This is a genomic window from Phreatobacter aquaticus (assembly GCF_005160265.1).
In the GTDB taxonomy this organism is placed as follows: domain Bacteria; phylum Pseudomonadota; class Alphaproteobacteria; order Rhizobiales; family Phreatobacteraceae; genus Phreatobacter; species Phreatobacter aquaticus.
Map to the genome: position 1 here is coordinate 407,622 of NZ_CP039865.1, position 22,895 is coordinate 430,516.

Here is a 22,895-nt window from a genome sequence, read left to right on the forward strand (position 1 = left end):
CGGCCTCAGGCCGCCGAGACCAGCTGGCCGTACTCGGCCACCTTGCTCAGATGATGGTCGGCATCGCCGAACAGCGTGTCGATCATGGTCAGCCGCTTGAAATAATGACCGCCCTTGTACTCCATCGTCATGGCAATGCCGCCATGGAGCTGGACCGCCTGCTGGCCGATGAACTTCGCCGACCGGCCGATCTGCACCTTGGCGGCCGAGGCCATGGCCTGCCGCTCAGCGACATCCTCGGTCTCGGACGTCATGGCAGCCAGCATGGCCATGGAGCGTGCCTGCTCGAGCGCCACGAACATCTCGGCGGCGCGGTGCTGCAGCGCCTGGAACGAGCCGATATTGATGCCGAACTGCTTGCGCTGCTTCAGGTAGTCGACGGTCAGGTTGTGCAGCTCTTCCATCGCGCCGAGCGCTTCGGCCGACAGGGCCGCGATCGCCTCGTCCGCCACGCGCTCGACCACGGCGAGACCGCCGGCCGGATCGCCGATCACAGCCTCCGGGCCGACGCGCACGCCGGTAAGTGTGATCTCGGCGACATGGGTGCCGTCCTGGGTCGCGGTGTCGCGACGGGTGACGCCCGGTGCATCGCCCGGAACCAGGAACAGGCCGATGCCGGCCTTGTCGCGGCGCGCGCCTGAGGTGCGGGCCGTCACGATGATCTTGTCGGCGGTGGCGCCATTGACCACCACGGACTTCTCGCCGTCGAGCACCCAGGACGATCCGTCCTTCTTCGCCGTCGTCTGGACATCGAACAGGTCATAGCGCGAGAAGCGCTCGGTGGTGGCGAGCGCCAGCGTCAGTGAGCCCTCGGCGATCGCCGGGATAAGAGCCGCCTTCTGCTCAGCCGATCCGGCATGGCGCAGCACGCCGCCGCCGAGGATGACGGTCGCCAGATAGGGCTCGAGCACCAGCGCCTTGCCGAACTGCTCCATGACCAGCATGGTTTCGACCGCGCCGCCGCCAAAGCCGCCATCGGCTTCCGAGAAGGGCAGGCCAAGCAGGCCGAGTTCGGCGAATTTGCCCCAGACCTCCTTGCTGAAACCGCCGGCCTGGGCCGCGAAGCGCTTGCGGCTGTCGAAATCATAGGTGTCGGTCAGGAAGCTCGCGATCGAGTCCTTGAGGAGCTGCTGTTCTTCGGTCAGGTCGAAATCCATGGGGATACCTGCTGGGTCTTTCAGAGAGGCCGGATGGTGCTCTGCTTTGCGGCGTCGTCCTTCGAGGCTCGCTTCGCTCGCACCTCAGGATGAGGGATGGGAAGTACTGTGCCTATGCTCGACGGGATGATCCCGCCCCTCCTGAGGCGGGCTCCCTCCACACCTCATCCTGAGGTGCGAGCGCGAGCGAGCCTCGAAGGATCGTTGCCAGGAACCAGGTCCCGGCAACGATCGGAGCACTCAAAGCCCCAGCACCGCCTTGGCGATGATGTTCTTCTGGATCTCGTTCGAGCCACCGTAGATCGACACCTTGCGGACGTTGAAATAGGTCGGCGCGATGGTCTGCGCCCATTCCGGTCCGATCGGCGGATGGTTCGAGCCATGATCGTCCTCCGGCGCATAGGGCGCCGAATGCGGGCCGATCACTTCCATCAGCAGTTCGGTCGTTGCCTGCTGCAGCTCGGACCCCTTGATCTTGAGAACCGACGACGCCGGATCCGGCTTGCCCTTCTCGCGCTTGGCCTCACCGGCGATCACGCGCAGCTGCGTGATCTCCAGCGCCTTCAGCTCGATCTCGACCGCCGCGATCTTCTCGCGGAACCGGATGTCCTCGATCATGGGCTTACCGCCGCGCTGCTCCACCGCCGCCATTTCCTTGATCTTGCGGATGCGCTGCTTCGAGATGCCGACACGGGCAATGCCGGTGCGCTCGTTGCCGAGCAGGAACTTGGCATAGTCCCAGCCCTTGTTTTCCTGGCCCACCAGGTTCTCGACCGGCACCTTCACGTCGTCGAAGAACACCTCGTTGACCTCATGGCCGCCGTCGATCGTCTGGATCGGCTTGACCGTGATGCCCGGCGTCTTCATGTCGACCAGAATGAACGAAATGCCCTCCTGCTTCTTCACGGTCGCATCGGTCCGCGCGAGCACGAAGATCCAGTCGGCATGCTGGCCGAGCGTCGTCCAGGTCTTCTGGCCGTTGATGATGTAGTGGTCGCCCACCCGCTCCGCCTTCGTCTTGAGGCCCGCGAGATCGGAACCGGCGCCAGGCTCCGAGAAGCCCTGGCACCACCAGTCGTCGAGATTGGCGATGCGTGGCAGGAACTGCTTCTTCTGCGCCTCGTTGCCGAACGTGTAGATGACCGGCCCGACCATACTCGTACCGAAGGCGAGCGGCGGCGGCGACGGCGCCATCATCATCTCCTCGAGGAAGATGTACTGCTTCACCGCATTCCAGCCGGTTCCGCCATAGGTGACCGGCCAGTGCGCCACGCCCCAGCCCTTGGCATTCAGCGCGCGCTGCCAGAACACGATCTCGTCGCGGTTCGGATGGTGGCCCGCAGCGAGCTTGTCGCGCAGCGTCTGCGGCAGGGTCTTGTCGATGAAGGCGCGAACCTCCTTGCGGAAGGCAAGTTCGTCGTCGGTGAACTTCAGTTCCATGCATCGTCCTCCCATGGACATAGGGCCGGTGCCACCGGGGTTGGCTGCTGCAGAGATCAGCAACATACCGATGGGAATGTTCTTAGGAGCGCATTCAATCCGCATGCGCGGCCGGTGGCAACAGAAACGTCGCCGCATCCACCATCGCCCGATGGGCCGAGGCTGTGGCGCATGGCAGGCCGCATCGGAATTGCCGGTGCCCGGCGCCAGCGTCCGTGCCAGATTGCGCGTCCTGAATTGTCCTCACCTCCCCGGAACGTTCCCATGACCTTCGATTTCACCGGCAAGTCCGTCATCGTCGCCGGCGGCAGCCGCGGCATCGGCCGCTCCATCGCCCTCGGTTTTGCCCAGGCCGGCGCCCATGTCTCGATCTGCGCGCGCGGCGCGGCCGGACTGGAAGCCACCGCAGCCGAACTGAAGGCCTTCGGGCACAAGGTGCACTTCGCGCCCTGCAATCTCGGCAGCGCCACTGATATCGCCGCCTATATCCCCGCCGCGGCGGCGGCTCTCGGCGGCATCGACGTTCTCGTCAACAATGCCTCCGGCTTCGGCATGGGCGATAGCGACGAAGGTTGGGACGCCGGCACCAGCGTCGACGTGATGGCGACTGTGCGCGCCAGCCGCGCGGCGCTGCCCTGGCTCGAAAAGGCCAAGGGCGCCTCGATCGTCAACATTTCCTCGATCTCCGGCCTGCGCCCATCGCTGCGCACGCCCGCTTATGGCGCCGTCAAGGCCGCCGTCATCCACTACACGACGTCCCAGGCCGCGGCCCTGTCGAAGAAGGGCATCCGCGTCAACTGCGTCGCGCCCGGCTCGATCGAGTTCCCCGGTGGCACCTGGGAAGCCCGCAAGACCGCCGATCCCGCGCTCTACAACCGGGTTCTCAGCGCGATCCCGTTCGACCGTCTCGGCGCGCCCGAAGAAATCGCCAATGTCGTCATGTTCCTGGCATCGCCGCTGGCGAGCTGGGTAACGGCCCAGACCATCGCCGTCGACGGCGGCCAGTTGCTCGGCGTCTGAAAGCCCAACTCCACGCCTATGTGACTTTTCCAGTAACCGTGTCCGGGTTAGAAGACGCTCTGGCTGACCGGCGTCTTCCCCCCTCAAGACGCGGCTGCCGGACGGAGTCTGTGGTGGCGTTCAATCGTGCCGTGAAATGGCTGGGGCTGGCTGTCATCGTGCTGGCGCTCGGCGCCTGCAACAGCGTCTCGTCCCGGGCGCCATTCTCGCCGGACCAGGTGAACAGGGCGGGCATCGAGGGCTTTCGCGACATCCGCCTCTGGGCGGATGCGCCGGCCAGCGTCTTTCGCGGCGAAATCGCCGAGCAAGAGCGCCAGGAGCGCGCAGCCGCCGGCGGGCGTCCGAGGGACCGCATTTTCCATGTGCTGGCGCTGTCAGGCGGCGCCGATGACGGCGCCTATGGCGCGGGCTTTCTTGCCGGCTGGACCGCTCGCGGCGATCGCCCGCAATTCGACCTGGTGAGCGGCGTCTCGACCGGCGCGCTCATCGCCCCGCTCGCCTTCCTCGGCCCCTCCCGCGACCAGGACCTCAAGCGGGCCTATACCGAGATTGACGCATCGCAGGTCTTTGAGTTCCGCGGCCTCGCCGGCCTGCTCGGCGACGGGCTCGCATCCACCGCCCCGCTGCGCAAGATGGTGGCGGGCTATATCGACGAGCGGCTGCTGGCCGAGGTCGCGGCCGAACACCGCAAGGGCCGGCGGCTGATCGCCATCACGACCAATCTGGACGCCCAGCGCCCGGTGCTCTGGAATCTCGGCGCCATCGCCGCATCAGGCGACCCACGCGCGCTCAACCTGTTCCGCGACGTGGTCATCGCCTCGGCCTCCGTGCCCGGCGTCTTCGAGCCGGTCCTGCTGGAAGCAGTCGTCGATGGCCAGCGCATCCGCGAGATGCATGTCGATGGCGGCACCATGGCCAATACCTTCGCCATGCCCTGGACGATGTATAACGGCCGCCTCGGCCGCGAGGGTCGCCGCCTGCAACTGAACGTCATCGCCAACGGACGCGTCGATCCGGAATTCCAGATGGTGCCGGAATCGACCCTGCGCATCGGCGCCCGCGCCATGCAGACACTGATGAAGGCCCACAATCAGGCAACGCTGCGCGAAATCCGTCGCCTCGCCGATTCCAATGGCGGCCAGTTCCAGCTCACCTCGATCGAACGCGACTTCACCGTGCCCTACGATAAGCCGTTCCAGCGGCCCTACATGAACGCGCTCTATGCCTATGGGTTTGAGCGCGGGCGGCTGGGCAATGCATGGCGGAGCTCCGTGCAGAACTGGTAAGGCATTGAAACGCAAGAGTTATACTATTTTTGCGAAAATAGTATAACTAGTCATTGGCGGATCGACTAGCCCGCGTTATACTATTTTCGCGAAAATAGTATAATGGCGTCAATGGAACCCATCGACCTGACATATCGAACAATGGTGTCCGAGCTCGCCCAGCGCAGCTTGGATGACGCCTTCGCGTCGGACTTCTCGATTGTCGGCCGGTTCGTCGCGGTGCCCGTCAAGGGTCGAAGATTCTGGTATTTTGACGAGCCGCAGGGTGGGCCTGTTCAGAAGCGCCGCTATGTCGGCCCCGCCGACGACCCTGAGATCGCGAGCCGCGTCGAGACCTTCAAGCATCTGAAGAGTGATGCCCGCGCCCGGCGGAAACTCGTCTCCACGCTGGTCCGTGAAGCCTATCTGCCACAGCCGGACCAGATGACCGGCGCGATCGTCCAGGCACTGGCCGATGCCGGGCTGTTCCGCCTACGCGGCGTCCTGGTCGGAACCACCGCCTTCCAGTGCTATTCGGCCCTGCTCGGATTGCGCCTGCCCGAAGCCGCCATGCAAACAGGCGATACCGATTTCGCCCAGTTTCATTCCATCTCGGCGGCGATCGACGACAGCCTGCCGCCCATGCTCGAAGTGCTTCGCACCGTCGATGTGACCTTTCGCGAGGTGCCGCACCAGATGGATGGCCGAAGCACCACAGCCTATGTGGCCCGATCGGGCTTCAAGGTGGAGTTTCTGACGCCAAACACCGGCTCCGACGACCATGAGGGCAAGCCCGCCGCCATGCCAGCGCTCGGCGGCGCCTCCGCGGTGCCTCTGCGGTTCCTGGACTTCCTGATCCTCGAGCCCGTCAGGGCCATCCTGCTCCACAGGTTCGGCGTCCCTCTGCTCGTGCCCGCCCCGGAACGCTATGCCGTTCACAAGATGATCGTGGCGGCGAGACGCCGTGCCGCCGGCGATGCCACGGCCAAGAGCCACAAGGACCTGCGCCAGGCGGCGATCCTGTTCGAGGCCATGGCCGAAGTGCGACGTCACGCCGATCTTGCCATCGCCTGGTCGGAAGCATGGAGCCGGGGCACTGCCTGGTCGGATGCCCTCAGGCAGAGCCTGATGGCCTATGACGCCCGGACGCGCGATCTGATCCGCGACACGCTGGCCTCCGGATTCGAGGCGCTTGGCGAACCCTTCGGGCCCTACGCTTCGGCCTTTCCGACCCTCGCCTCGCTGTAACCCCCGAAACGCATGAGGGGCCCGAAGGCCCCTCACCGATCGTCGGTCTTTGGCTCGCCGGCTCAGGCCAGCGTGTAGGCCGTCTTCACCGTCGTGTAGAACTCGCGGGCATAAGAACCCTGCTCGCGCGGGCCATAGCTCGAGCCCTTCCGGCCGCCGAACGGCACGTGATAGTCGACGCCCGCCGTCGGCAGGTTGACCATCACCATGCCGGCTTCCGAGTTCCGCTTGAAGTGGGTAGCGTGCTTCAGCGAGGTCGTCGCGATGCCGGCCGACAGGCCGAACTCAGTGTCGTTGGCGACAGCCAGCGCTTCCTCGTAATCCTTGACGCGCAGAACCGCGGCCACCGGTCCGAAGATCTCCTCGCGGGCGATCCGCATGGAATTGGTCACGCCAGTGAACAAGGCCGGCTGCAGGTAGAAGCCAGGATTTTCGCGGTTCAGCCGCTCGCCGCCCCAATGGAGCGTGGCGCCCTCGTCGCGGCCGATACCGATATATTTCTCGTCCTGGCCAAGCTGGCTCTCGTCCACCACCGGGCCGATATGGGTGCCGGCCTTCATGGCGTCGTCGACCACCAGGCCCTTCAGCCGCTCGGTCAGCGCCGCGACGAACTTGTCGTGGATGCCGTCGGTGACGATGAGGCGCGAGGAGGCCGTGCAGCGCTGGCCGGTCGAGAAGAAGGCGCCGTTGGCGGCGCACTCGACGGCGGTTGCGATATCGGCATCGTCCAGCACGACGAACGGGTTCTTGCCGCCCATCTCGAGCTGCACCTTCTTCATCGGGATCGAGGCAACAGCTGCCGCTGCCACGCGGCGACCGGTCTGGACCGACCCGGTGAACGAGATCGCGGCGACATCCGGATGCTCCAGCATCGCCTGGCCGACCACCGAGCCGCGGCCCATGACGATGTTGAGCACGCCCTTCGGCAGGCCCGCGCGGTTCAGGATGTCGACCAGCGCCCAGGCCGAGCCCGGCACGAGATCAGCCGGCTTGATGACGACCGTGTTGCCATAGGCCAGCGCCGGCGCAAGCTTCCAGGCGGGAATCGCAATCGGGAAGTTCCAGGGCGTGATCAGACCGACAACACCCACGGCCTCGCGGGTGATCTCGATGCCGACGCCGGGACGGATCGAATTGACCAGCTCCCCGTTGAGGCGCAGCGCCTCGGCGGCGAAGAACGACAGGATCTGGCCGGCGCGGGTCGCCTCGCCAATGCCCTCGGCGAGCGTCTTACCTTCTTCGCGCGACAGGAGCGCGCCGAGCTCGTCCTTGCGGGCGATGACCTCGTTGGAAGCCTTCATCAGCACGTCATAGCGCAATTGCGGGTTCGAGCGGCTCCAGGCCGGGAACGCGGCCTTGGCGGCGGCAACGGCGGCCTCAAGATCGGCCTTCGACCCCTGCGCATATTCGCCGACCACTTCCTTGGTGTTCGACGGATTGATGTTGGGCGACGCCTTCTCGGCTGCGACGAACTCGCCGGCGATGAAGTTGCGGAACACGGTGGTCATGGTCATTGCCTCCTGGCCGCTGATCGATCGCGGCGCGCATGCCCGGGTATGGGGTCCCGGTTTCGGGGGCGCATCTAGACACAATCGCCCCCGCGGTGCCAGACCGGCCCGCGCGCATGGCTGGTCAACGGCGGGACCTCGCGGCTAGCCGCCTTCGCGCCCCAGGGCTTCGAAACGCGCGATCAACTGGTCCACATCGTCAGCGCTCAGGCCGCCGACGCCGCCGATCAGCGTGTCACCGATCGGATTGATGCCGATGAACTTCAGGATGTTGCGCTTCAGGCTCTTCAGACTGTGGGCCCCATAGAACCAGCGATAGGCAACGCCCGGCATGCCCATGGTCACCACCACATGGGCCGAGCGGCCGGCCATCAGCTTCTCGGGAAAGCCCTTGTCGCGATAGCGGAAGGCAAAGCCCGGCCGCACGACCTGTTCGAAGAAACCCTTCAGCACCGCCGGCATGTCGCCGAGCCAAAGCGGGTAGATGATGACCCAGTGAGAGGCCCAGCGCAGATCGTCCTGAACCGCCACAACCGCGGGGGACGGATTTCCCTTCTCGAAATCGGCCTGCGTGCGCAACATCGGCAGGTCGAGGCGCGCCACCTCGATCCGCCGGGCCTCGCGTCCGCTGGCCAGAGCCCCCGCCGCATAGGCGTCCGCCAGCCGATGGCAGAGATGGTCGCCGGCCGGGTCCGGGTGACCCTGGATGATCGCGATCCGCCGGATCACGTAACCTGATCCGAGCGCTCGGCCGCGGCCGTGACCGCGCTCTGGATCACCTCCTGCAGGTGCTGAGCCTCGTCGGCATAGACGCCCATCGTCTCGGCCGCGAAGCGCATCTCGCCATCGACATAGTCGCCGGGCGAACTGACCTTGGCCCAGGAACGGAGCCGCTCGGCATTGGCCTTCAGCCGCTCGGCAGCGAAATCATGCAGTTCGGAACTGACCGCAGCAGCCACCGCGATCATGGTGGCGAAGGACTGGGCGGCATTGACGGTCGAGGTATCGATGGGATTGTTCGCGGGCATGGGAATGCTCCTCTTCTGAACTTTCCTGATTCATGCCCGACAGCGCGCCGTTCGTCGCTGCGCCAGATCAAGCGCCGGCGGCCGGTCGACCCCACGGATCCCGGGGCCTAGGATCGCGCGACCGAATCCCGCCGTCCGTGAGCCGCCATGCCCGACACTTCCCGCCCGAATGCCGCCCAGGTCGCCTCGCCTTCCTACCGGCTGCCGGCGCTCGACCAGGACTTCCTGCTGGACGATGCCCAGCGCGGCGTGCGCTTCCTGCTGGAATATGAGAAGGCCGAACAGACCCTGAGGCGCTGGGGCGTGCGCTCCACCATCGTGGTGTTCGGCAGTGCGCGCGTCCGCGACAATGGCAACCCGCAACACGCCGCCTGGTATGCTGCGGCGCGCGAGTTCGGCCGTCTGGCTTCCGTCAACGGTGGCGCACTCACCATCGACCGCGGCATCCGCGAGAACGTCATCGCGACAGGCGGCGGCCCCGGCCTGATGGAGGCCGCCAACCGCGGCGCGACCGATGCCGGAGCGCCCTCGATCGGCTTCAACATCCGCCTGCCGCACGAGCAGGAGCCTAACGCCTATTCGACGCCGGAACTGACCTTCCAGTTCCACTATTTCGCCATGCGCAAGATGCATCTGGCCATGCGGGCCAATGCGCTGGTGGTGTTTCCCGGCGGCTTCGGCACTTTCGACGAGCTGTTCGAGATCGTGACCCTGCGCCAGACCGGCAAGACCCCGCACATCCCGATCCTGCTGTTCGACGAGCGCTACTGGCGCTCGGTGATCCATTTCGAGGCGCTGGTGGAGGCGGGCATGATCGCTGCCGCCGACCTCGACCTCATAACCTTCGTCGACACGCCGGAAGCGGCCTGGAACGCGATCGCCGCAGCGTCCCCACCGGCGAGGTTGCCGGCAACCGCGTGATCACTCGAAGAGATCGGAATAGGTGATCTCGACGCCGGCAACCGCCCGCAGGATCTCGTTGAGGTGATGGCTCATCGCGGCCACCGCCCTCTCCGCATCGCCCGCCTCCACGGCGTCGACGATCGCAATGTGCTGGTCGACCACAACTTCGCTGCGGCCCGGACTATGCAGGGTCAGCGCGCAGACCCGGTCCATATGCGCCTTCTGCATCTCGACCGCCGCCCAGGCGGCGCTGCAGCCGGCGCCATCGGCCAGCGCGATGTGGAACATGTTGTCCAGGTGCAGGAAGCCTTCCTTGTCGTTCCGGTCGACCGCCAGCATCTGCTCGTCGATCAGCTTGCGCATGCGATCCAGATAATGCCGGTCGAAATGCTCGCAGGCCCGCCGGACGATCGCCAGTTCGATCGCCTCGCGGATGAAGCGGGCATCCAGCATCCGCCGCACCGACAGTTTCACCACCACGGTGCCGCGCTGCGGCTGCACATCGACGAGACCTGCGCGCATGAGCGCGATGAAGGCCTCGCGTACCGGCTGGCGCGACACCTGGAAGCGCTCGGCGATCTCCGCTTCAGACAGGCGCTCTCCCGGCTTGATCGACAAGTCGATGATCCGCCCGCGCAGCTCCCGTTCGATCCGCGCGGCGGCACTCTCCTGGGAGCGGGCGGGCGCGAGCGTCGGTAAAACCAGATCCATCATCCTGTCCGGGCTTGAACTTCCATACCAGTGTATACTAGTCTCACCGCAGAACGGAAGGCCCGCCGGTGGCGGGACCGTTTCGAGACGTTCCCCATGCTCCAGAAGGGAACGATTGGAAAGAGAGGAACCCCATGCTGACACGCCGCACCCTCGTGGCCACCGCCGGCGCACTCGTCGCCACCCCTGCCCTCACCGGCCGCGCCTTCGCGCAGACGGTTACGCTTCGCTCCACCGATATCCATCCCGACGGCTATCCCACCATCGATGCCGTCAAGTTCATGGGCCAGCTGATCGAGCAGCGGACCTCGGGCCGCGTCAAGATCAATGTCTTCCACTCTGCCCAGCTTGGCCAGGAGAAGGACACGATCGAGCAGACACGCTTCGGCGTCATCGACATGAACCGCATCAACATGGCGCCGTTCAACAACCTGATCGCCTCGACGAATGTGCCCTCGCTGCCCTTCGTGTTCCGTTCGGTGGCCCATATGCGCAAGGTGATGGATGGCGCCATCGGCGACGGCATCCTGAACGACTTCGCGCCCCACGGCCTCGTCGGCCTTGCCTTCTACGATTCCGGCTCGCGCTCGTTCTACAATTCCAAGCGCGCGATCAACACGCCGGCCGACATGCGCGGCATGAAGATCCGCGTCCAGCAGTCCGACATGTTCGTGGCCCTCGTCCAGGCGCTCGGCGCCAATGCCACCCCCATGCCGTTCGGCGAGGTCTATACCAGCCTCCAGACCGGCGTCATCGACGGCGCCGAGAACAACTGGCCGAGCTATGAATCGACACGGCATTTCGAGGTGTCGAAGTTCTATTCCCTCACCGAGCATTCGCTGAGCCCGGAAGTCCTCGTCATGTCGAAGCGCTCTTTCGACAAGCTGGCCGCCGGCGATCGCGACATCGTCAAGGCTGCCGCCAAGGAATCGGTCGCCAAGATGCGCGAGCTCTGGGACGCCCGCGAGAAGGCATCCGAAGCCAAGGTCCGCGCCGGTGGCGCCCAGATCAACACTGTCGAGAAGCAGCCCTTCATCGATGCGATGAAGCCGGTCTACGACCGTTTCGTCACCGATGCGAAGATGAAGGAACTCGTCGCCCGCATCCAGGCGACGACCTGACGCCCGCGATCTAACAGACGCCGCCTGCCGCAATCCCGGCAGGCGGTGGTCCTCCATCCGAAGAACGGTCCATGGCCCCCATTCTCGCCTTCGTCAGCGCGATATCCTCGCGGCTGAGCCTCCTTGCCTTGCTGATTTCAGGTTGCGGACTGGTCGCCATGACCGTGCTGGTCGCCTGGAGCATTTTCGGGCGCTACATCCTCAACGACACACCGACGTGGACCGAGCCGGCCGTCCTCCTGCTGATGAGCTGGTTCATCCTGCTGGGTTCGGCGGTCGGTGTGCGCGAGCGTAGCCATATCGGCTTCGAGATCGGCTTGGCGGCCTCGCCGCCGCCGCTGCGCTTCCTCCTGAAACTGATCACCGAGGTGCTGGTCTTCTGCTTCGGCCTGGCCATGGCCGGCTATGGCGCCCAGCTTGCCATTGGCACCTGGGGGGCGCTCACCCCGATGATCGGCATCAGCCAGGGCTGGGACTATGTGCCGATCTCGGCTGGCGGCGGATTGATCGCCCTTTTCTCGATCGAACGGCTGCTGCTCCTCTGCCTAAAGGGCGACGACCTGCCGGCCGACGCCCACCCGGCCGTGAGCGAGGTCTGAACCGATGGAACTTGCAATCCTGTTCGGCGTCTTCGCCCTGCTGCTCCTGATCGGCACGCCGATCGCCTTCTGCCTCGGCATCGCCTCGCTCGCCACCGTCCTCTACATGGACGTGCCGCCGGTCGTGGTGTTCCAGCAGATGAATTCCGGCATGAACGCCTTCGCCATGATGGCGATCCCGTTCTTCATCTATTCCGGCGACCTGATGATCCGCGGCGGCATTGCCGAGCGGCTGATTTCCTTTGCGGCCTCGCTCGTCGGCCACCTGCGCGGCGGCCTCGGGCAGGTGAATGTGGTGACGGCCACGCTGTTCGGCGGCATTTCCGGCTCGGCGGTCGCCGACGCCTCGGCCGTCGGCGGCATCATGATCCCGCAGATGGTCAAGCGCGGTTATGACGCCGACTATGCGGTCAACGTCACGGCCAATGCGGCGATCATCGCGCTCCTGATCCCGCCGTCCCACAACATGATCATCTATTCGCTGGCGGCCGGCGGCAACCTCTCCATCGCCGACCTGTTCACCGCCGGCATCGTGCCGGGGCTGATGCTGGCCGGCGCCCTGATGATCGCCGCCTATGTCGTGGCGCGCCGCCGCGGCTATCCGGCCGAGCCCTTCCCCGGCCTGCTGATGGTCGCGCGCACGCTGGTGGTCGCCATTCCCGGCATCCTCCTGATCGCGATCATCTTCGGCGGTGTCCGCTCGGGCGTGTTCACGGCAACCGAGAGCTCCTGCGTCGCAGTCGTCTATGCCCTGCTCGTCACCGTCCTGATCTACCGCCAGCTCGCCTGGCAGGATTTCGTCGAGGCCACCCTCGGCGCGGTGCGCACCACCGCCATGGTGCTGCTGGTGATCGGCACGGCGGGCGCCTTCGGCTGGCTGATGGCCTTCCTCCAGGTGCCGGCGCAGACAGTCGCCTTCATGAAGACGATCACCGACGATCCCATCATGATGCTGCTCCTGATCAACGTCATCCTGCTGGTGCTCGGCACCTTCATGGACATGGCGCCGATGATCATCATCTGCACGCCGATCCTCCTGCCCGTGGTCAAGGCCTTCGGCATCGACCCGATCCATTTCGGCGTGATCCTGATCCTCAATGCCGGCATCGGCCTCAACACGCCGCCGGTCGGGTCGGTGCAGTTCGTTGCCTGCGCCATCGGCAAGGTCTCCATCGGCGACAGCATGAAGACGATCTGGCCGTTCTACGGCGCCTCGATCGCCGTCCTCCTGCTCGTCACCTACGTGCCGGCCTTCTCGCTCTGGCTGCCCAAACTCTTCCACTGACATTCATCAGCATCGGACATCCCAAGATGACCATCGACATCCGCCAGGCCATCCATCCCGCCGATATGGTCGGCTACGACACCGAGGTGCTGCGCGAGAACTTCCTGATCGAGGAGGTCTTCGTGCCCGGCGAGATCGCCCTGACCTATTGGCACACCGACCGCCTCGTCATCGGCGGCGCGACCCCGACCTCGGCACCGCTCAAGCTCGAGACCGACAAGGCCATCGGCCAGAAGACGTTTCTGGCCCGGCGCGAACTCGGCATCTGCAATGTCGGCGGCCCGGGCAAGGTCACCTGCGACGGCAAGACCTTCCAGGTGAACCTGCGCGACATGCTCTATGTCGGCATGGGCACCGTGGACGTGACCTTCGCCAGCGACGACGCCGCCAACCCTGCGAAGTTCTATCTGCTCTCGACGCCCGCCCACGCCACGCACCCGACCGTTCTGGTCCGCGAGGCCGACGCTAATGCACTGGAGCTCGGCACCCAGGAACAGGCCAATACCCGCACGCTCCGCCAGTACATCATCCCGGGGCGGGTGGATTCCTGCCAGCTGGTCATGGGCCTCACCACGCTGAAGCCCGGCAATATCTGGAACACCATGCCGGCCCATGTTCACGACCGGCGCTGCGAGGCCTATCTCTATTTCGGCCTGCCGGACGATGCCCGCGTGTTCCACATGATGGGCGAGCCGCAGGAGACCCGCCATCTCGTCGTCGCCAACGAACAGGCGATCCTGTCGCCGGGCTGGTCGATCCATTCCGGCGTCGGCACCAAGGCCTATTCCTTCATCTGGGCCATGGGCGGCGACAACCAGGACTTCACCGACATGGACATGGTCGCCATGGGCGACCTGCGCTGAGGCTGTCCCACATGAGCGCAAACTTCTCGCTGGCCGGCCGCACCGCGCTGGTCACTGGCGCCAATACCGGCCTTGGCCAGGCGATCGCCATCGCTCTGGCCGAGGCCGGCGCGTCCATCGTCGCCGTCGGCCGCTCGCCGATGGATGAGACGGCTGCCGCCATCACGGGGCTGGGGCGATCCTGTCTCAGCCTCAAGGCCGATCTTGGCGACATCGCCGTGCTCGAGCCGCTGGTCGCCGAGGCCAGTGCAAAGGCGGGGGCCATCGACATTCTCGTCAACAATGCCGGCATCATCCGCCGCGCCGATGCGCTCGAGTTCACCGAGAAGGACTGGGACGACGTCATGGACGTCAACCTGAAGTCGGTGTTCTTCCTGTCTCAGGCGGTCGCCAAGCGCATGGTTGCCGACGAACGCAAGGGACGCATCATCAACATCGCCTCGCTGCTGTCGTTCCAGGGCGGCATCCGCATCCCGTCCTACACGGCCTCGAAGAGCGGGCTTGCGGGCCTGACCAGGCTGCTCGCCTGCGAATGGGCGGCGAAGGGCATCAACGTCAACGCCATCGCGCCGGGCTATTTCGTCACCAACAACACCGCGGCCCTGCGCGCCGATCCGGCCCGCTCGGAAGCAATCCTCGCCCGCATCCCGGCGGGACATTGGGGCGACCCCAAGGAGATCGGCGGCGCAGCCGTGTTCCTCGCCTCCGATGCCGCAAGCTATGTCCATGGCACCGTGCTCACCGTCGATGGCGGCTGGCTCGCACGCTGACAGTCAAGGAGCCGACCATGCCCAAGGGCAGCCCCATCTATCTCCACGATGCCGACGTCGCCTGGACCGATCTCGGCGGCGGCGTGAAGCGCAAGATCCTCTGCTACGACGAGAGCGTCATGCTGGTGCGCGTGGTCTTCGAGACCGGCGGCGTTGGCGCGGCGCATCAGCATCCGCACATCCAGTGCACGCTGGTGGCGTCCGGCAAGTTCGAGATGACCATCGGCGGCGACAAGCGGGTTCTCTCGGCCGGCGACAGCTTCATCGTGCCGACCAATGTGGTCCACTCCGCGCTCTGCCTGGAGGCCGGCGAGCTGGTCGACACCTTCGCTCCGATGCGCGCCGATTTCGTCTAGGCCATCGAACAAAAACGATCCCGCCGGTCACCCCACCCCAACCCTCCCCTCGATGAGGGGAGGGAGAAGGAAGCGCGCCCCACTCCCTCCCACCGACTTCGGGGGGAGGGTTGGGGTGGGGGGGACAAGCGGCGCTCATCCATCCAATCGGACGATCAAAGGCACAACAGCACGCCCTCAACTCCCCTCCCCCCGCCCGCTCCCGCCACATCAGCCATCCCACCGGACGATTGGACATGCTCCCGCCGCATCGGCCAAGCTAATGGGCTGTCCAGCGGAGGCAGCATGCAGGCATTGTTCATCGGTCAGACCTATATCGACGTGACCATCCTCGCCGATCGCATCCCGACCGGCGATGACAAGGAGGTGGCGCGCGACTATGCGGTTTCGTTCGGCGGCAACGCGGTGACCGCCGCCTTCTGCTGCGCCAGGCTCGGCATCGAGCCGGATCTCCTGACATCGCTGGCGCAGGACTGGCTCGGCCGCATGTTCTCCGACATGGCGGCGCGCTACCACGTTACTATCCATCCCCGGCCGGTGAAGCGCTCGTCGCTGTCCTTCGTCATGCCGAACAATGGCAAGCGCGCGATCCTGCGCGCCCGCGACGACGCCTATCTGCACCCCTTCCCCACCCTCAACCTCGCGGGATGCCGCGCCCTGCATCTCGACGGCCACCAGGCCGATGCGGCCATCGCCTATGCCAGGCAATGCCGCGAAGCCGGCATCCTCACCTCGCTCGACGGTGGCGGCCTGCGCTCCAACACCCACGACCTCCTCGGCTTCATCGACGTCGCGGTCGTCTCGGAGCGGCTCTGCGAACAGATGGAGCTCTCGGCCTCCGCCATGCTCCAGTACCTGAAGGGGCGCGGCTGCAAGATCTCGGGCGTCACGCTCGGCGAGAAGGGCATGCTCTGGCTCGACGAGACCGGCACCGAGCGCACCATGCCCGCGCTGGCCGTGCCGACTGCCCGGGTCGTCGACACCAACGGCGCCGGCGACATCTTCCACGGCGCCTATCTCCATTCCTACCTGACCAATCCGCAAGCGCCCTGGGAGCAGCATTTCCTCAATGCCCGCGGCGCCTCAGCCCATGCGATCCAGCATCTCGGCAACGAGGCGAAACTGCCGACGGTTGCCGATATCGCGGCCGCCCGCGCCGAATTCGGCGGCTAGCAGCCGGCCCGCTTTTTCAATCTGCAAGGCCCCTGCGCGGCGACCAATGGTCGCGCAAGGGTTGATTGAGGGGCTCCGGGTGGCCAATTTGGTCTGACCGCCTCCCCCGAACGAGAATTTGAGCCCGCATGCCCCAGAGCCGAACGCCGAACGCCGTGACCGCCCCCATTGTCGCGGTCATCGTCGCGGTCGTCTCAACCCTGTTCGGCAAGTCCATCGGGGCGATGCCGGGCGGCATGATCATCTGGCCGGCCATCGAGTTCTTCGTGCTGGGCACTGCGGTCTTTGCCGCCATCCACCATGCCGACGTGATCGCCCATCGCACCGGCGAGCCCTACGGCACGCTGGTTCTGACCGTGGCGGTCACGGTGATCGAGGTGGCGCTGATCGTCTCCATCATGGTGGCCGGCGACGGCAGTCCGACGCTTGCCCGCGACACGGTCTTCGCCGTGCTCATGGTGGTGTGCAACGGCCTGGTCGGCCTCTGCATCATCGTCGGCGGCATCAAATATGGCGAGCAGGGTTTCCGTCTGCCGGGCGCCAATGCCTATCTCGTCGTGCTGATGCCGCTTGCGACATTGACTCTGATCCTGCCGAATTCGACCACCAGCGTCCCCGGCCCCTATTACAACGTCACGCAGCTCGCCTTCGTCACGCTGGCGACCCTCGTGCTTTATGGCGTGTTCCTCTATGTCCAGACGGTTCGCCACCGCGACTATTTCCTGTCCGATCCCGGCAAGGCCGTCGACCATGACGGCTCGCCGCCGAGCAATCGCGACCTGACGATCAGCGTCGTCCTGCTGATCGCCGCCCTTGTCGGCGTGGTGCTGCTCGCCAAGCATGTCGCCGAGACGGTGAAGATCGGCGTCACCATGGTTGGCGCGCCGATTGGCGCCATCGGTCTGCTGGTCGCCATTCTCGTGCTGATGCCGGAAAGCCTCGCGGCCATGCGGGCGGCGCGCAACAACCAGCTGCAGAAGAGCCTCAACCTCGCGCTGGGCTCCTCGCTCGCGACCATCGGCATGACCATTCCGGCGGTTGCCGTCGTCTCGGTGGTGCTGGCGACGCCGCTCGGCCTCGGCCTCGACAACCGCGACCTCGTCCTGCTGATCCTCACCTTCGGCGTCAGCCTTGTCACATTCGGCGGCGGAAGGACCAACATCCTTCCGGGCTTCGTGCACCTGGTCCTGTTCGCGACCTATGTCTTCCTGATCTTCTCGCCGTGAGCCCGGATCACTCGGCGGGCATGGGCAGCGCGGCGGGAACGCTCGCCGCAGGCGCCGCCTTGGCCGCCGGCCTCACCCGGAACCAGACCGCATAGAGCGCCGGCAGGAACAGGATGGTGAGCAGGGTCGCTGCGAACAGGCCACCCGCGATGGTGATCGCCATCGGGCCCCAGAACAGCGAGCGCGCCAGCGGCAGCATGGCGAGGATCGCGGCAAGCGCGGTCAGCACCACCGGACGCGAACGATGGACCGTCGCCTCGATGATCGCGTCGTAGAGCGACAGTCCCTCTGCCTCGTTCTCGTCGATCTGCTGCACGAGGATCACCGTGTTGCGCATGATCATGCCGGCCAGCGCGATGAGGCCGAGCAGCGCCACGAAGCCGAACGGGGCATTGGTGAGGTTGAGCGCAAGCGACGCACCCACCAGCCCGAGTGGCGCGGTGGAGAAGACCAGCAGCAGCCGCGAGAAGGACTGCAGCTGGATCATCAGCACCGTCAGCATGGCGAGCGCCATGACCGGGAACAGCGCCGCGAGCGAGGCGTTGGCCTTGGCCGATTCCTCGACCGCGCCGCCGACATCGATGCGCATGCCGGGTGCGAGCGAGGCCTTCAGTTCCTTCAGCGCGGCTTCCACCTGGCCCGACACGACCGCCGGCTGGACGCCATCGACCACGTCGGCGCGCACCGTGATGTTCAGCTCGCGATTGCGCCGCCAGAGGATCGGATCCTCCTGATCGAACTCGATCCGCGCCACCTGCGCCAAAGGCACCGGCACGCCACCGCGGGCAATGATGGTGAGATCGCCGATGCGGCCGAGATCGACGCGCTCGGCAGGAACCGCGCGGGCCACGATATCGACCTTCTCGGTGCGGTCGCGCACGGTGGTCACCGTCACGCCGGTCAGCAGCGTCTGCAGCGTTTGGGCGACGTCCTGAACGTTGAGGCCAAGCGCACGGGCGCGGTCCTGATCGACGACGAGGCGCACCGAGGGCGATTGCTCGTTCCAGTCGAGATGGGCATCACGCGTCGAGGGGTTGGCGCGCATGATCTCGCGCACCTTCACCGCCATCTCGCGCACCGCCTGGGGTTCGGTGCCGGTGACGCGGAACTGCACGGGGAAGCCGACCGGCGGACCGAAATTGAACCGGTCGACGCGCACCCGCGCTTCCGACAGCGCGCCCTCGGCGATCACCTTCTCAAGCCGGGCCTTCACCCGCTCGCGGGCTTCCAGGCTCTTCGTCATGATGACGATCTGGGAGAAGGACTCGTCCGGAAGCTGTGGGTTGAGGCCCAGCCAGAAGCGCGGCGAACCCTGCCCGACATAGGTCGTGTAGGTGCGGATGTCGCCATCGCCCTTGAGCAGCGTCTCGGCGCGCTTGGCGGTCTCCAGCGAGGCGGTGATCGACGAGCCCTGCGGCATGCGCATTTCGAGAAACAGTTCGAGGCGGCCCGAGATCGGGAAGAACTGCTGCTGCACGCGGCCGAAGCCGACGACGGAGGCGGCGAAAATGCCGATCGTCGCGAGCACCACCACGAACTTGTGGTCGACCGACCAGCGGACCACGCGGCGCAGCATCCGATAGGTCGGCGTGGCGTAGAGCGCGTGCGGGTCGGAATGATCGGGCTTGGGCGGGATCGGCTTGCCGCGCTTCTCGGCGCGCTTCACCGCGCGCTGGTACTTGCGCTCGGCCAGCGCGTGGAAGTCGGGCAGCAGGACCGAGCCGAGATAGGGCGTGAACAGCACGGCCACGAACCACGAGACGACCAGGGCCAGACCCACCACCCAGAAGATCGAGCCGGCATATTCGCCGGTGGAGGAATTGGCGAGACCGACGGGGAGGAAGCCGATGGCGGTGACCAGCGTGCCGGTGAGCATCGGGAAGGCCGTCGAGGTCCACGCAAAGGCGGCCGCCGAGACGCGATCCCAGCCCTGCTCCATTTTCACCACCATCATCTCGACCGCGATGATCGCGTCATCGACCAGCAGGCCGAGCGCGATGATCAGGGCGCCGAGCGAGATGCGGTGCAGGTCGATGCCCGCCGCGTACATGACCGTGAACACCACCGCGAGAACCAGCGGCACCGACAAAGCCACGATGATGCCGGTGCGCAGGCCAAGCGACAGGAACGAGACGAGCAGCACGATGGCCAGCGCCTCGACGAACGAGGTCTTGAATTCGGAAACCGCCTCGCGAACCACGTGCGGCTGATCGGCGATCTGCCCGAGCTCGATACCGACCGGCAATTCGGCACGGAACTCCTCGCGAGCCTTGTCCAGGTCGTCGCCGAGCGTCGTGATGTTCGCGCCCTTCTGCATGACCACGCCGACCAGCAGGGCCTGCTGGCCTTCCTGGCGGATCAGATAGGTCGGCGGATCGACGAAGCCGCGGGTGATGGTGGCGATGTCGCCGAGCCGGAAGATGCGGCCATTGACGTCGACGGGAATGGCGGCGACCGCCGCCACGCCGTCCAGCGCACCGGTGACCCTGAGCGGCACGCGGGCCGCCCCCGTATCGATGGTACCGGCCGGCACGACAGCGTTCTGCTTCTGCAGGCTGTCGAAGATCGTCGTGACGGTCACCCCGAGCGTTGCGAGCTTGGCATGGCTGAACTCGACGAAGATGCGCTCGTCCTGCGCGCCGTAGAGATTGACCTTGGTGACATTCGGCACGCGGAGCAACCGGCTCTTCAACCGTTCCGCGATGCGCTTGATGTCGGCATAGGTCGCGCCTTCGCCGGTCAGCGTGTAGAGCACCGCATCGACATCGCCGAACTCGTCATTGACCGCCGGGCCGATGAGGCCGCTCGGCAGGTCGGCTTTCAGATCGTCCAGCTTCTTGCGCACCTGATAGAACAGCTGCGGCACCTCGCGCGGCGGCGTCTGGTCGCGGAACGTCACCTGGATCGCGGTGAAGCCGGGCTTGGTATAGGTCTGTGCCTTGTCGAAATAGGGCAGTTCCTGCAGCTTCTTCTCGATGCGTTCGGACACCTGATCCTGCATCTCGCGGGCCGTCGCCCCCGGCCAGGCGACCGTGATCGTCACCACCTTGATGGTGAAGGACGGATCCTCCGCCTGCCCGAGCCGCAGGTAGGAAATGACGCCGCTCGCGATCACCACGAGAATGGCGAACAAGACCAGCGAGCGGTGGGTCACCGCCCAGTGGGACCAGTTGCCCTTGGTCAGATTGGCATCATGGCTGTCGTGGGCGGCGGACATGGCAGATCGCTCCGCGGAGGAGAAGAGGACAGAATGCGGATGAGACGCCGGAGCGCCGGGACTGGCTGACCTTTGGCGGTCAGCGGCTGTCGACGATGCGCACGCGCTGGCTGGCGTCGAGCTTGTGGACACCGAGGGCGACCACCTTGTCGCCATCCTCGACACCGCCGGCGATGATCACCTCGCGCCCGTCATAGCCCGCGACGGTTACCGGCTTGAGCGTCAGCTGGCCGGTCGCCGCGTCGACCACGAAGACCGAGGGTCCGCGGCCTTCCGCATAGAGCGCGGAGATAGGGAGGCGAGCCACGCGGGCGGACGCGGGCTCGCCGACCGTGACAGTCGCCGTCATACCAATGACGACGCCATCATCGGCGTCTTTGATCGTGAACCGGGCCTGGAAGGTCCGGGTGGCCGTATCGGCCGAAGCTGCGAATTCGCGCAAGACCGCGTCATAGCGCTTGGTCTGGTTCGACCAGAGCGACACCGAGGCCTGGCCGGTACGTACCCGCTCCAGGAAGGTCTCCGGAATGGCCACCACGGCCTCGCGATCGCTGGCCAGCGCCAGCCGCACCACCGGCGTGCCGGCGGCAACCACCTGGCCGGGCTCGGCCATGGTGGCGGTCACGATGCCATCGGCATCCGAGACGAGTGATGTATAGGCCAGCTGGTTGATCGCCAGCTCAAGCGCGCGCCTCGCCTTGTCGACGCGGCCGCGGGCATCGGCGGTCTTGGCCAACTGCTGGTCCAGGGTCGCCTGCGTTGCCCAGCCGGCGCTGCGCAGATCGATGGTGCGCTTGTCCTGGGCTTCGCTGGTGGTCAGGTTGACCATTGCGGCGGCGAGCTCCGCATCGGCCTGCTGCTTCTGCAATTGCAGATCGACCGTATCCAGCCGGGCCAGCGTCTGGCCGCGCGTCACGCGCTGCCCCTGCTGGACGAGGCGTTCGGCGACCTTGCCGGTCACCCGGAAGCCGAGGTCGCTCTCCACTCTCGGCCGGACCGTACCGACAAAGCTGCGGTCAACCGTCTGCGGGGCGAACTTGATCGTCTCGACCACCACGGCGCGCGGCTGGGTGGTGGCGGCCGCCGGAGTGTCGGTCTTGGCATTGCTGTCATTGCAGGCGGCGAGCGCCAGGCTCAGGAGCGAAACGGCGATCAGGGAACGGGTCTGGCCGATCATGGGGGACCTCAGGCTTTCAGAGCGCGGATGGCGAAGCGGCTCAGCCGCTCGGTCTGCTGGTCAAGATCGAAATCAAAGGCGCAATGAGCGATCAGCGTCGGATGGAAGACGCTCACATGGCACTGCTTGAACGAGAGCGCGGCTTCCATCGGATCCTGGACGGCGAATTCACCAGCCACCATTCCCTCACGGATAACCTCGGCGAACATGGCGACAGTCGTCTCCAGATGCGCCTTCACGACGTGCCAGTTCTCGGTCATCGCAGCTTCCACCATGTCGTGGAGGCGCTTCTCGTCGAACATCTGGCTCTTGTTGAACTGGTGGATGGTGCGCGCCATCTTCGCCAGGCGCTCCGACGCGCTGGTCTTCTCGGCGGCAACCTGACGCAGCAACTGATGGCACTGCTCCAACAGGCGGCGCGCGATCTCCTCGCAGATCGCCGCCTTGGTCGGGAAGAAGCGGTAGATATTGGCCGAGCTCATGCTCAGCGCCGACGCGATGTCGGCCACCGCCGTCTTGGCATAGCCCACGCGACGGAAATGCTCGTCGGCAACCACAAGGATGCGCTCGCGGGTTTCATCGGCGGAGAGGCGGGGGCGAACCGTCATGATGCCTGTTGAGTGACGACTGATGATTTTTGGAATTTATCAGATGTCAGGACAAAGGCAAGCCCCGCCGCTTCGCTGGAGCCCGGATCGGTTAACAAATGCGTGTGGTCACGCCGCCCGGCTGTGACGCCACATCCACGTGACGAGAAGTTGCCATCGCCTTCCCGCTTGGCCTCGCCGTGGCGCCAGTGCTAGGGTTCCCCAACGGCAGAGCAAGGCT

At 65.8% G+C, this 22,895-nt stretch carries 21 protein-coding genes; 12 read left to right on the forward strand and 9 right to left on the reverse strand.

Features of this window, described 5'->3' with window-relative positions; all coding sequences use genetic code 11:
- Positions 1-5: 5 nt before the first annotated feature.
- The gene (locus E8L99_RS01770) at positions 6-1,157 is read right to left on the reverse strand and encodes an acyl-CoA dehydrogenase family protein (RefSeq protein ID WP_137097936.1); all 1,152 of its coding nucleotides are present in this window, start codon (positions 1,155-1,157) and stop codon (positions 6-8) included.
- A 240-nt stretch (positions 1,158-1,397) separates the two neighbouring features.
- Complete coding sequence (gene pimC / locus E8L99_RS01775; protein WP_137097937.1) at positions 1,398-2,597, reverse strand: pimeloyl-CoA dehydrogenase large subunit; 1,200 nt, start codon at positions 2,595-2,597, stop codon at positions 1,398-1,400.
- A gap of 264 nt (positions 2,598-2,861) precedes the next feature.
- Here pimC and E8L99_RS01780 point away from each other — a divergent pair, with 264 nt between their 5' ends.
- The 3 genes from E8L99_RS01780 (at position 2,862) to E8L99_RS01790 (ending at position 6,130) form a co-directional block, all read left to right on the forward strand.
- On the forward strand, positions 2,862-3,617 hold the full coding sequence (locus E8L99_RS01780; protein WP_137097938.1) for an SDR family NAD(P)-dependent oxidoreductase: 756 nt from the start codon (positions 2,862-2,864) through the stop codon (positions 3,615-3,617).
- A 113-nt stretch (positions 3,618-3,730) separates the two neighbouring features.
- Positions 3,731-4,903, forward strand: a complete 1,173-nt coding sequence (locus E8L99_RS01785; protein WP_168201523.1) for a patatin-like phospholipase family protein — start codon at positions 3,731-3,733, stop codon at positions 4,901-4,903.
- A 111-nt stretch (positions 4,904-5,014) separates the two neighbouring features.
- Positions 5,015-6,130, forward strand: a complete 1,116-nt coding sequence (locus E8L99_RS01790) for a nucleotidyltransferase family protein (RefSeq protein ID WP_391527466.1) — start codon at positions 5,015-5,017, stop codon at positions 6,128-6,130.
- 62 nt (positions 6,131-6,192) lie between these two features.
- Here E8L99_RS01790 and E8L99_RS01795 read toward each other — a convergent pair whose 3' ends face one another.
- From E8L99_RS01795 to E8L99_RS01805, 3 genes are all read right to left on the reverse strand, one after another.
- A complete protein-coding gene (locus tag E8L99_RS01795) occupies positions 6,193-7,638 on the reverse strand; it encodes an aldehyde dehydrogenase family protein (protein WP_137097941.1) in 1,446 nt (481 codons plus the stop codon).
- Between the two features lie 144 nt (positions 7,639-7,782).
- The gene (locus tag E8L99_RS01800) at positions 7,783-8,367 is read right to left on the reverse strand and encodes an NAD(P)H-dependent oxidoreductase (protein WP_137097942.1); all 585 of its coding nucleotides are present in this window, start codon (positions 8,365-8,367) and stop codon (positions 7,783-7,785) included.
- A complete protein-coding gene (locus tag E8L99_RS01805) occupies positions 8,364-8,666 on the reverse strand; it encodes a phasin family protein (protein ID WP_137097943.1) in 303 nt (100 codons plus the stop codon). The genes E8L99_RS01800 and E8L99_RS01805 overlap by 4 nt, the downstream gene beginning before the upstream one ends.
- 147 nt (positions 8,667-8,813) lie before the next feature.
- On the opposite strand from E8L99_RS01805, the gene E8L99_RS01810 reads away from it, so the two are divergent.
- Positions 8,814-9,587 carry an LOG family protein gene (locus E8L99_RS01810; protein ID WP_137097944.1) on the forward strand — a complete coding sequence of 258 codons (774 nt, stop codon included), beginning with the start codon at positions 8,814-8,816 and terminating at the stop codon, positions 9,585-9,587.
- On the opposite strand, the gene E8L99_RS01815 is transcribed toward E8L99_RS01810, so the two are convergent.
- The gene (locus E8L99_RS01815; RefSeq protein ID WP_137097945.1) at positions 9,588-10,280 is read right to left on the reverse strand and encodes a GntR family transcriptional regulator; all 693 of its coding nucleotides are present in this window, start codon (positions 10,278-10,280) and stop codon (positions 9,588-9,590) included.
- A gap of 134 nt (positions 10,281-10,414) precedes the next feature.
- Between E8L99_RS01815 and E8L99_RS01820 the strand changes: the two genes are divergently transcribed.
- From E8L99_RS01820 to E8L99_RS01855, 8 genes are all read left to right on the forward strand, one after another.
- Positions 10,415-11,401 (forward strand): TRAP transporter substrate-binding protein, encoded by a 987-nt coding sequence (locus E8L99_RS01820; RefSeq protein ID WP_137097946.1) that lies wholly within the window; start codon positions 10,415-10,417, stop codon positions 11,399-11,401.
- Between the two features lie 71 nt (positions 11,402-11,472).
- Positions 11,473-12,000 (forward strand): TRAP transporter small permease, encoded by a 528-nt coding sequence (locus E8L99_RS01825; RefSeq protein ID WP_137097947.1) that lies wholly within the window; start codon positions 11,473-11,475, stop codon positions 11,998-12,000.
- Between the two features lie 4 nt (positions 12,001-12,004).
- Entirely contained in the window at positions 12,005-13,285 is a 1,281-nt protein-coding gene (locus tag E8L99_RS01830) for a TRAP transporter large permease (protein ID WP_137097948.1), read from the forward strand.
- Positions 13,286-13,311: 26 nt separating this feature from the next.
- A complete protein-coding gene (gene kduI, locus E8L99_RS01835; protein WP_137097949.1) occupies positions 13,312-14,148 on the forward strand; it encodes a 5-dehydro-4-deoxy-D-glucuronate isomerase in 837 nt (278 codons plus the stop codon).
- Between the two features lie 11 nt (positions 14,149-14,159).
- A complete protein-coding gene (kduD, locus tag E8L99_RS01840) occupies positions 14,160-14,918 on the forward strand; it encodes a 2-dehydro-3-deoxy-D-gluconate 5-dehydrogenase KduD (RefSeq protein WP_137097950.1) in 759 nt (252 codons plus the stop codon).
- Between the two features lie 17 nt (positions 14,919-14,935).
- A complete protein-coding gene (locus E8L99_RS01845; protein ID WP_137097951.1) occupies positions 14,936-15,274 on the forward strand; it encodes a cupin domain-containing protein in 339 nt (112 codons plus the stop codon).
- 285 nt (positions 15,275-15,559) lie between these two features.
- Positions 15,560-16,447 carry a sugar kinase gene (locus E8L99_RS01850; protein ID WP_137097952.1) on the forward strand — a complete coding sequence of 296 codons (888 nt, stop codon included), beginning with the start codon at positions 15,560-15,562 and terminating at the stop codon, positions 16,445-16,447.
- Between the two features lie 128 nt (positions 16,448-16,575).
- The gene (locus E8L99_RS01855) at positions 16,576-17,673 is read left to right on the forward strand and encodes a calcium:proton antiporter (protein ID WP_137097953.1); all 1,098 of its coding nucleotides are present in this window, start codon (positions 16,576-16,578) and stop codon (positions 17,671-17,673) included.
- A 7-nt stretch (positions 17,674-17,680) separates the two neighbouring features.
- Here E8L99_RS01855 and E8L99_RS01860 read toward each other — a convergent pair whose 3' ends face one another.
- From E8L99_RS01860 to E8L99_RS01870, 3 genes are all read right to left on the reverse strand, one after another.
- Positions 17,681-20,857: an efflux RND transporter permease subunit gene (locus E8L99_RS01860; protein ID WP_137101906.1), complete on the reverse strand. Its 3,177-nt coding sequence runs from the start codon at positions 20,855-20,857 to the stop codon at positions 17,681-17,683.
- 112 nt (positions 20,858-20,969) lie between these two features.
- Positions 20,970-22,067, reverse strand: coding sequence for an efflux RND transporter periplasmic adaptor subunit (locus E8L99_RS01865; protein WP_137097954.1), 1,098 nt, complete (start codon positions 22,065-22,067; stop codon positions 20,970-20,972).
- An 8-nt stretch (positions 22,068-22,075) separates the two neighbouring features.
- A complete protein-coding gene (locus E8L99_RS01870) occupies positions 22,076-22,675 on the reverse strand; it encodes a TetR family transcriptional regulator (RefSeq protein ID WP_137097955.1) in 600 nt (199 codons plus the stop codon).
- Between the last annotated feature and the right edge of the window lie 220 nt (positions 22,676-22,895).

Coding starts and splice junctions, on each gene's coding strand:
- E8L99_RS01770 (WP_137097936.1), bottom strand. CDS start 1,157: ATGGATTTCGACCTGACCGAAGAACAGCAGCTCCTCAAGGACTCGATC.
- pimC (WP_137097937.1), bottom strand. CDS start 2,597: ATGGAACTGAAGTTCACCGACGACGAACTTGCCTTCCGCAAGGAGGTT.
- E8L99_RS01780 (WP_137097938.1), top strand. CDS start 2,862: ATGACCTTCGATTTCACCGGCAAGTCCGTCATCGTCGCCGGCGGCAGC.
- E8L99_RS01790 (WP_391527466.1), top strand. CDS start 5,015: ATGGAACCCATCGACCTGACATATCGAACAATGGTGTCCGAGCTCGCC.
- E8L99_RS01795 (WP_137097941.1), bottom strand. CDS start 7,638: ATGACCACCGTGTTCCGCAACTTCATCGCCGGCGAGTTCGTCGCAGCC.
- E8L99_RS01805 (WP_137097943.1), bottom strand. CDS start 8,666: ATGCCCGCGAACAATCCCATCGATACCTCGACCGTCAATGCCGCCCAG.
- E8L99_RS01810 (WP_137097944.1), top strand. CDS start 8,814: ATGCCCGACACTTCCCGCCCGAATGCCGCCCAGGTCGCCTCGCCTTCC.
- E8L99_RS01815 (WP_137097945.1), bottom strand. CDS start 10,280: ATGGATCTGGTTTTACCGACGCTCGCGCCCGCCCGCTCCCAGGAGAGT.
- E8L99_RS01820 (WP_137097946.1), top strand. CDS start 10,415: ATGCTGACACGCCGCACCCTCGTGGCCACCGCCGGCGCACTCGTCGCC.
- E8L99_RS01825 (WP_137097947.1), top strand. CDS start 11,473: ATGGCCCCCATTCTCGCCTTCGTCAGCGCGATATCCTCGCGGCTGAGC.
- E8L99_RS01830 (WP_137097948.1), top strand. CDS start 12,005: ATGGAACTTGCAATCCTGTTCGGCGTCTTCGCCCTGCTGCTCCTGATC.
- kduI (WP_137097949.1), top strand. CDS start 13,312: ATGACCATCGACATCCGCCAGGCCATCCATCCCGCCGATATGGTCGGC.
- kduD (WP_137097950.1), top strand. CDS start 14,160: ATGAGCGCAAACTTCTCGCTGGCCGGCCGCACCGCGCTGGTCACTGGC.
- E8L99_RS01845 (WP_137097951.1), top strand. CDS start 14,936: ATGCCCAAGGGCAGCCCCATCTATCTCCACGATGCCGACGTCGCCTGG.
- E8L99_RS01850 (WP_137097952.1), top strand. CDS start 15,560: ATGCAGGCATTGTTCATCGGTCAGACCTATATCGACGTGACCATCCTC.
- E8L99_RS01855 (WP_137097953.1), top strand. CDS start 16,576: ATGCCCCAGAGCCGAACGCCGAACGCCGTGACCGCCCCCATTGTCGCG.
- E8L99_RS01865 (WP_137097954.1), bottom strand. CDS start 22,067: ATGATCGGCCAGACCCGTTCCCTGATCGCCGTTTCGCTCCTGAGCCTG.
- E8L99_RS01870 (WP_137097955.1), bottom strand. CDS start 22,675: ATGACGGTTCGCCCCCGCCTCTCCGCCGATGAAACCCGCGAGCGCATC.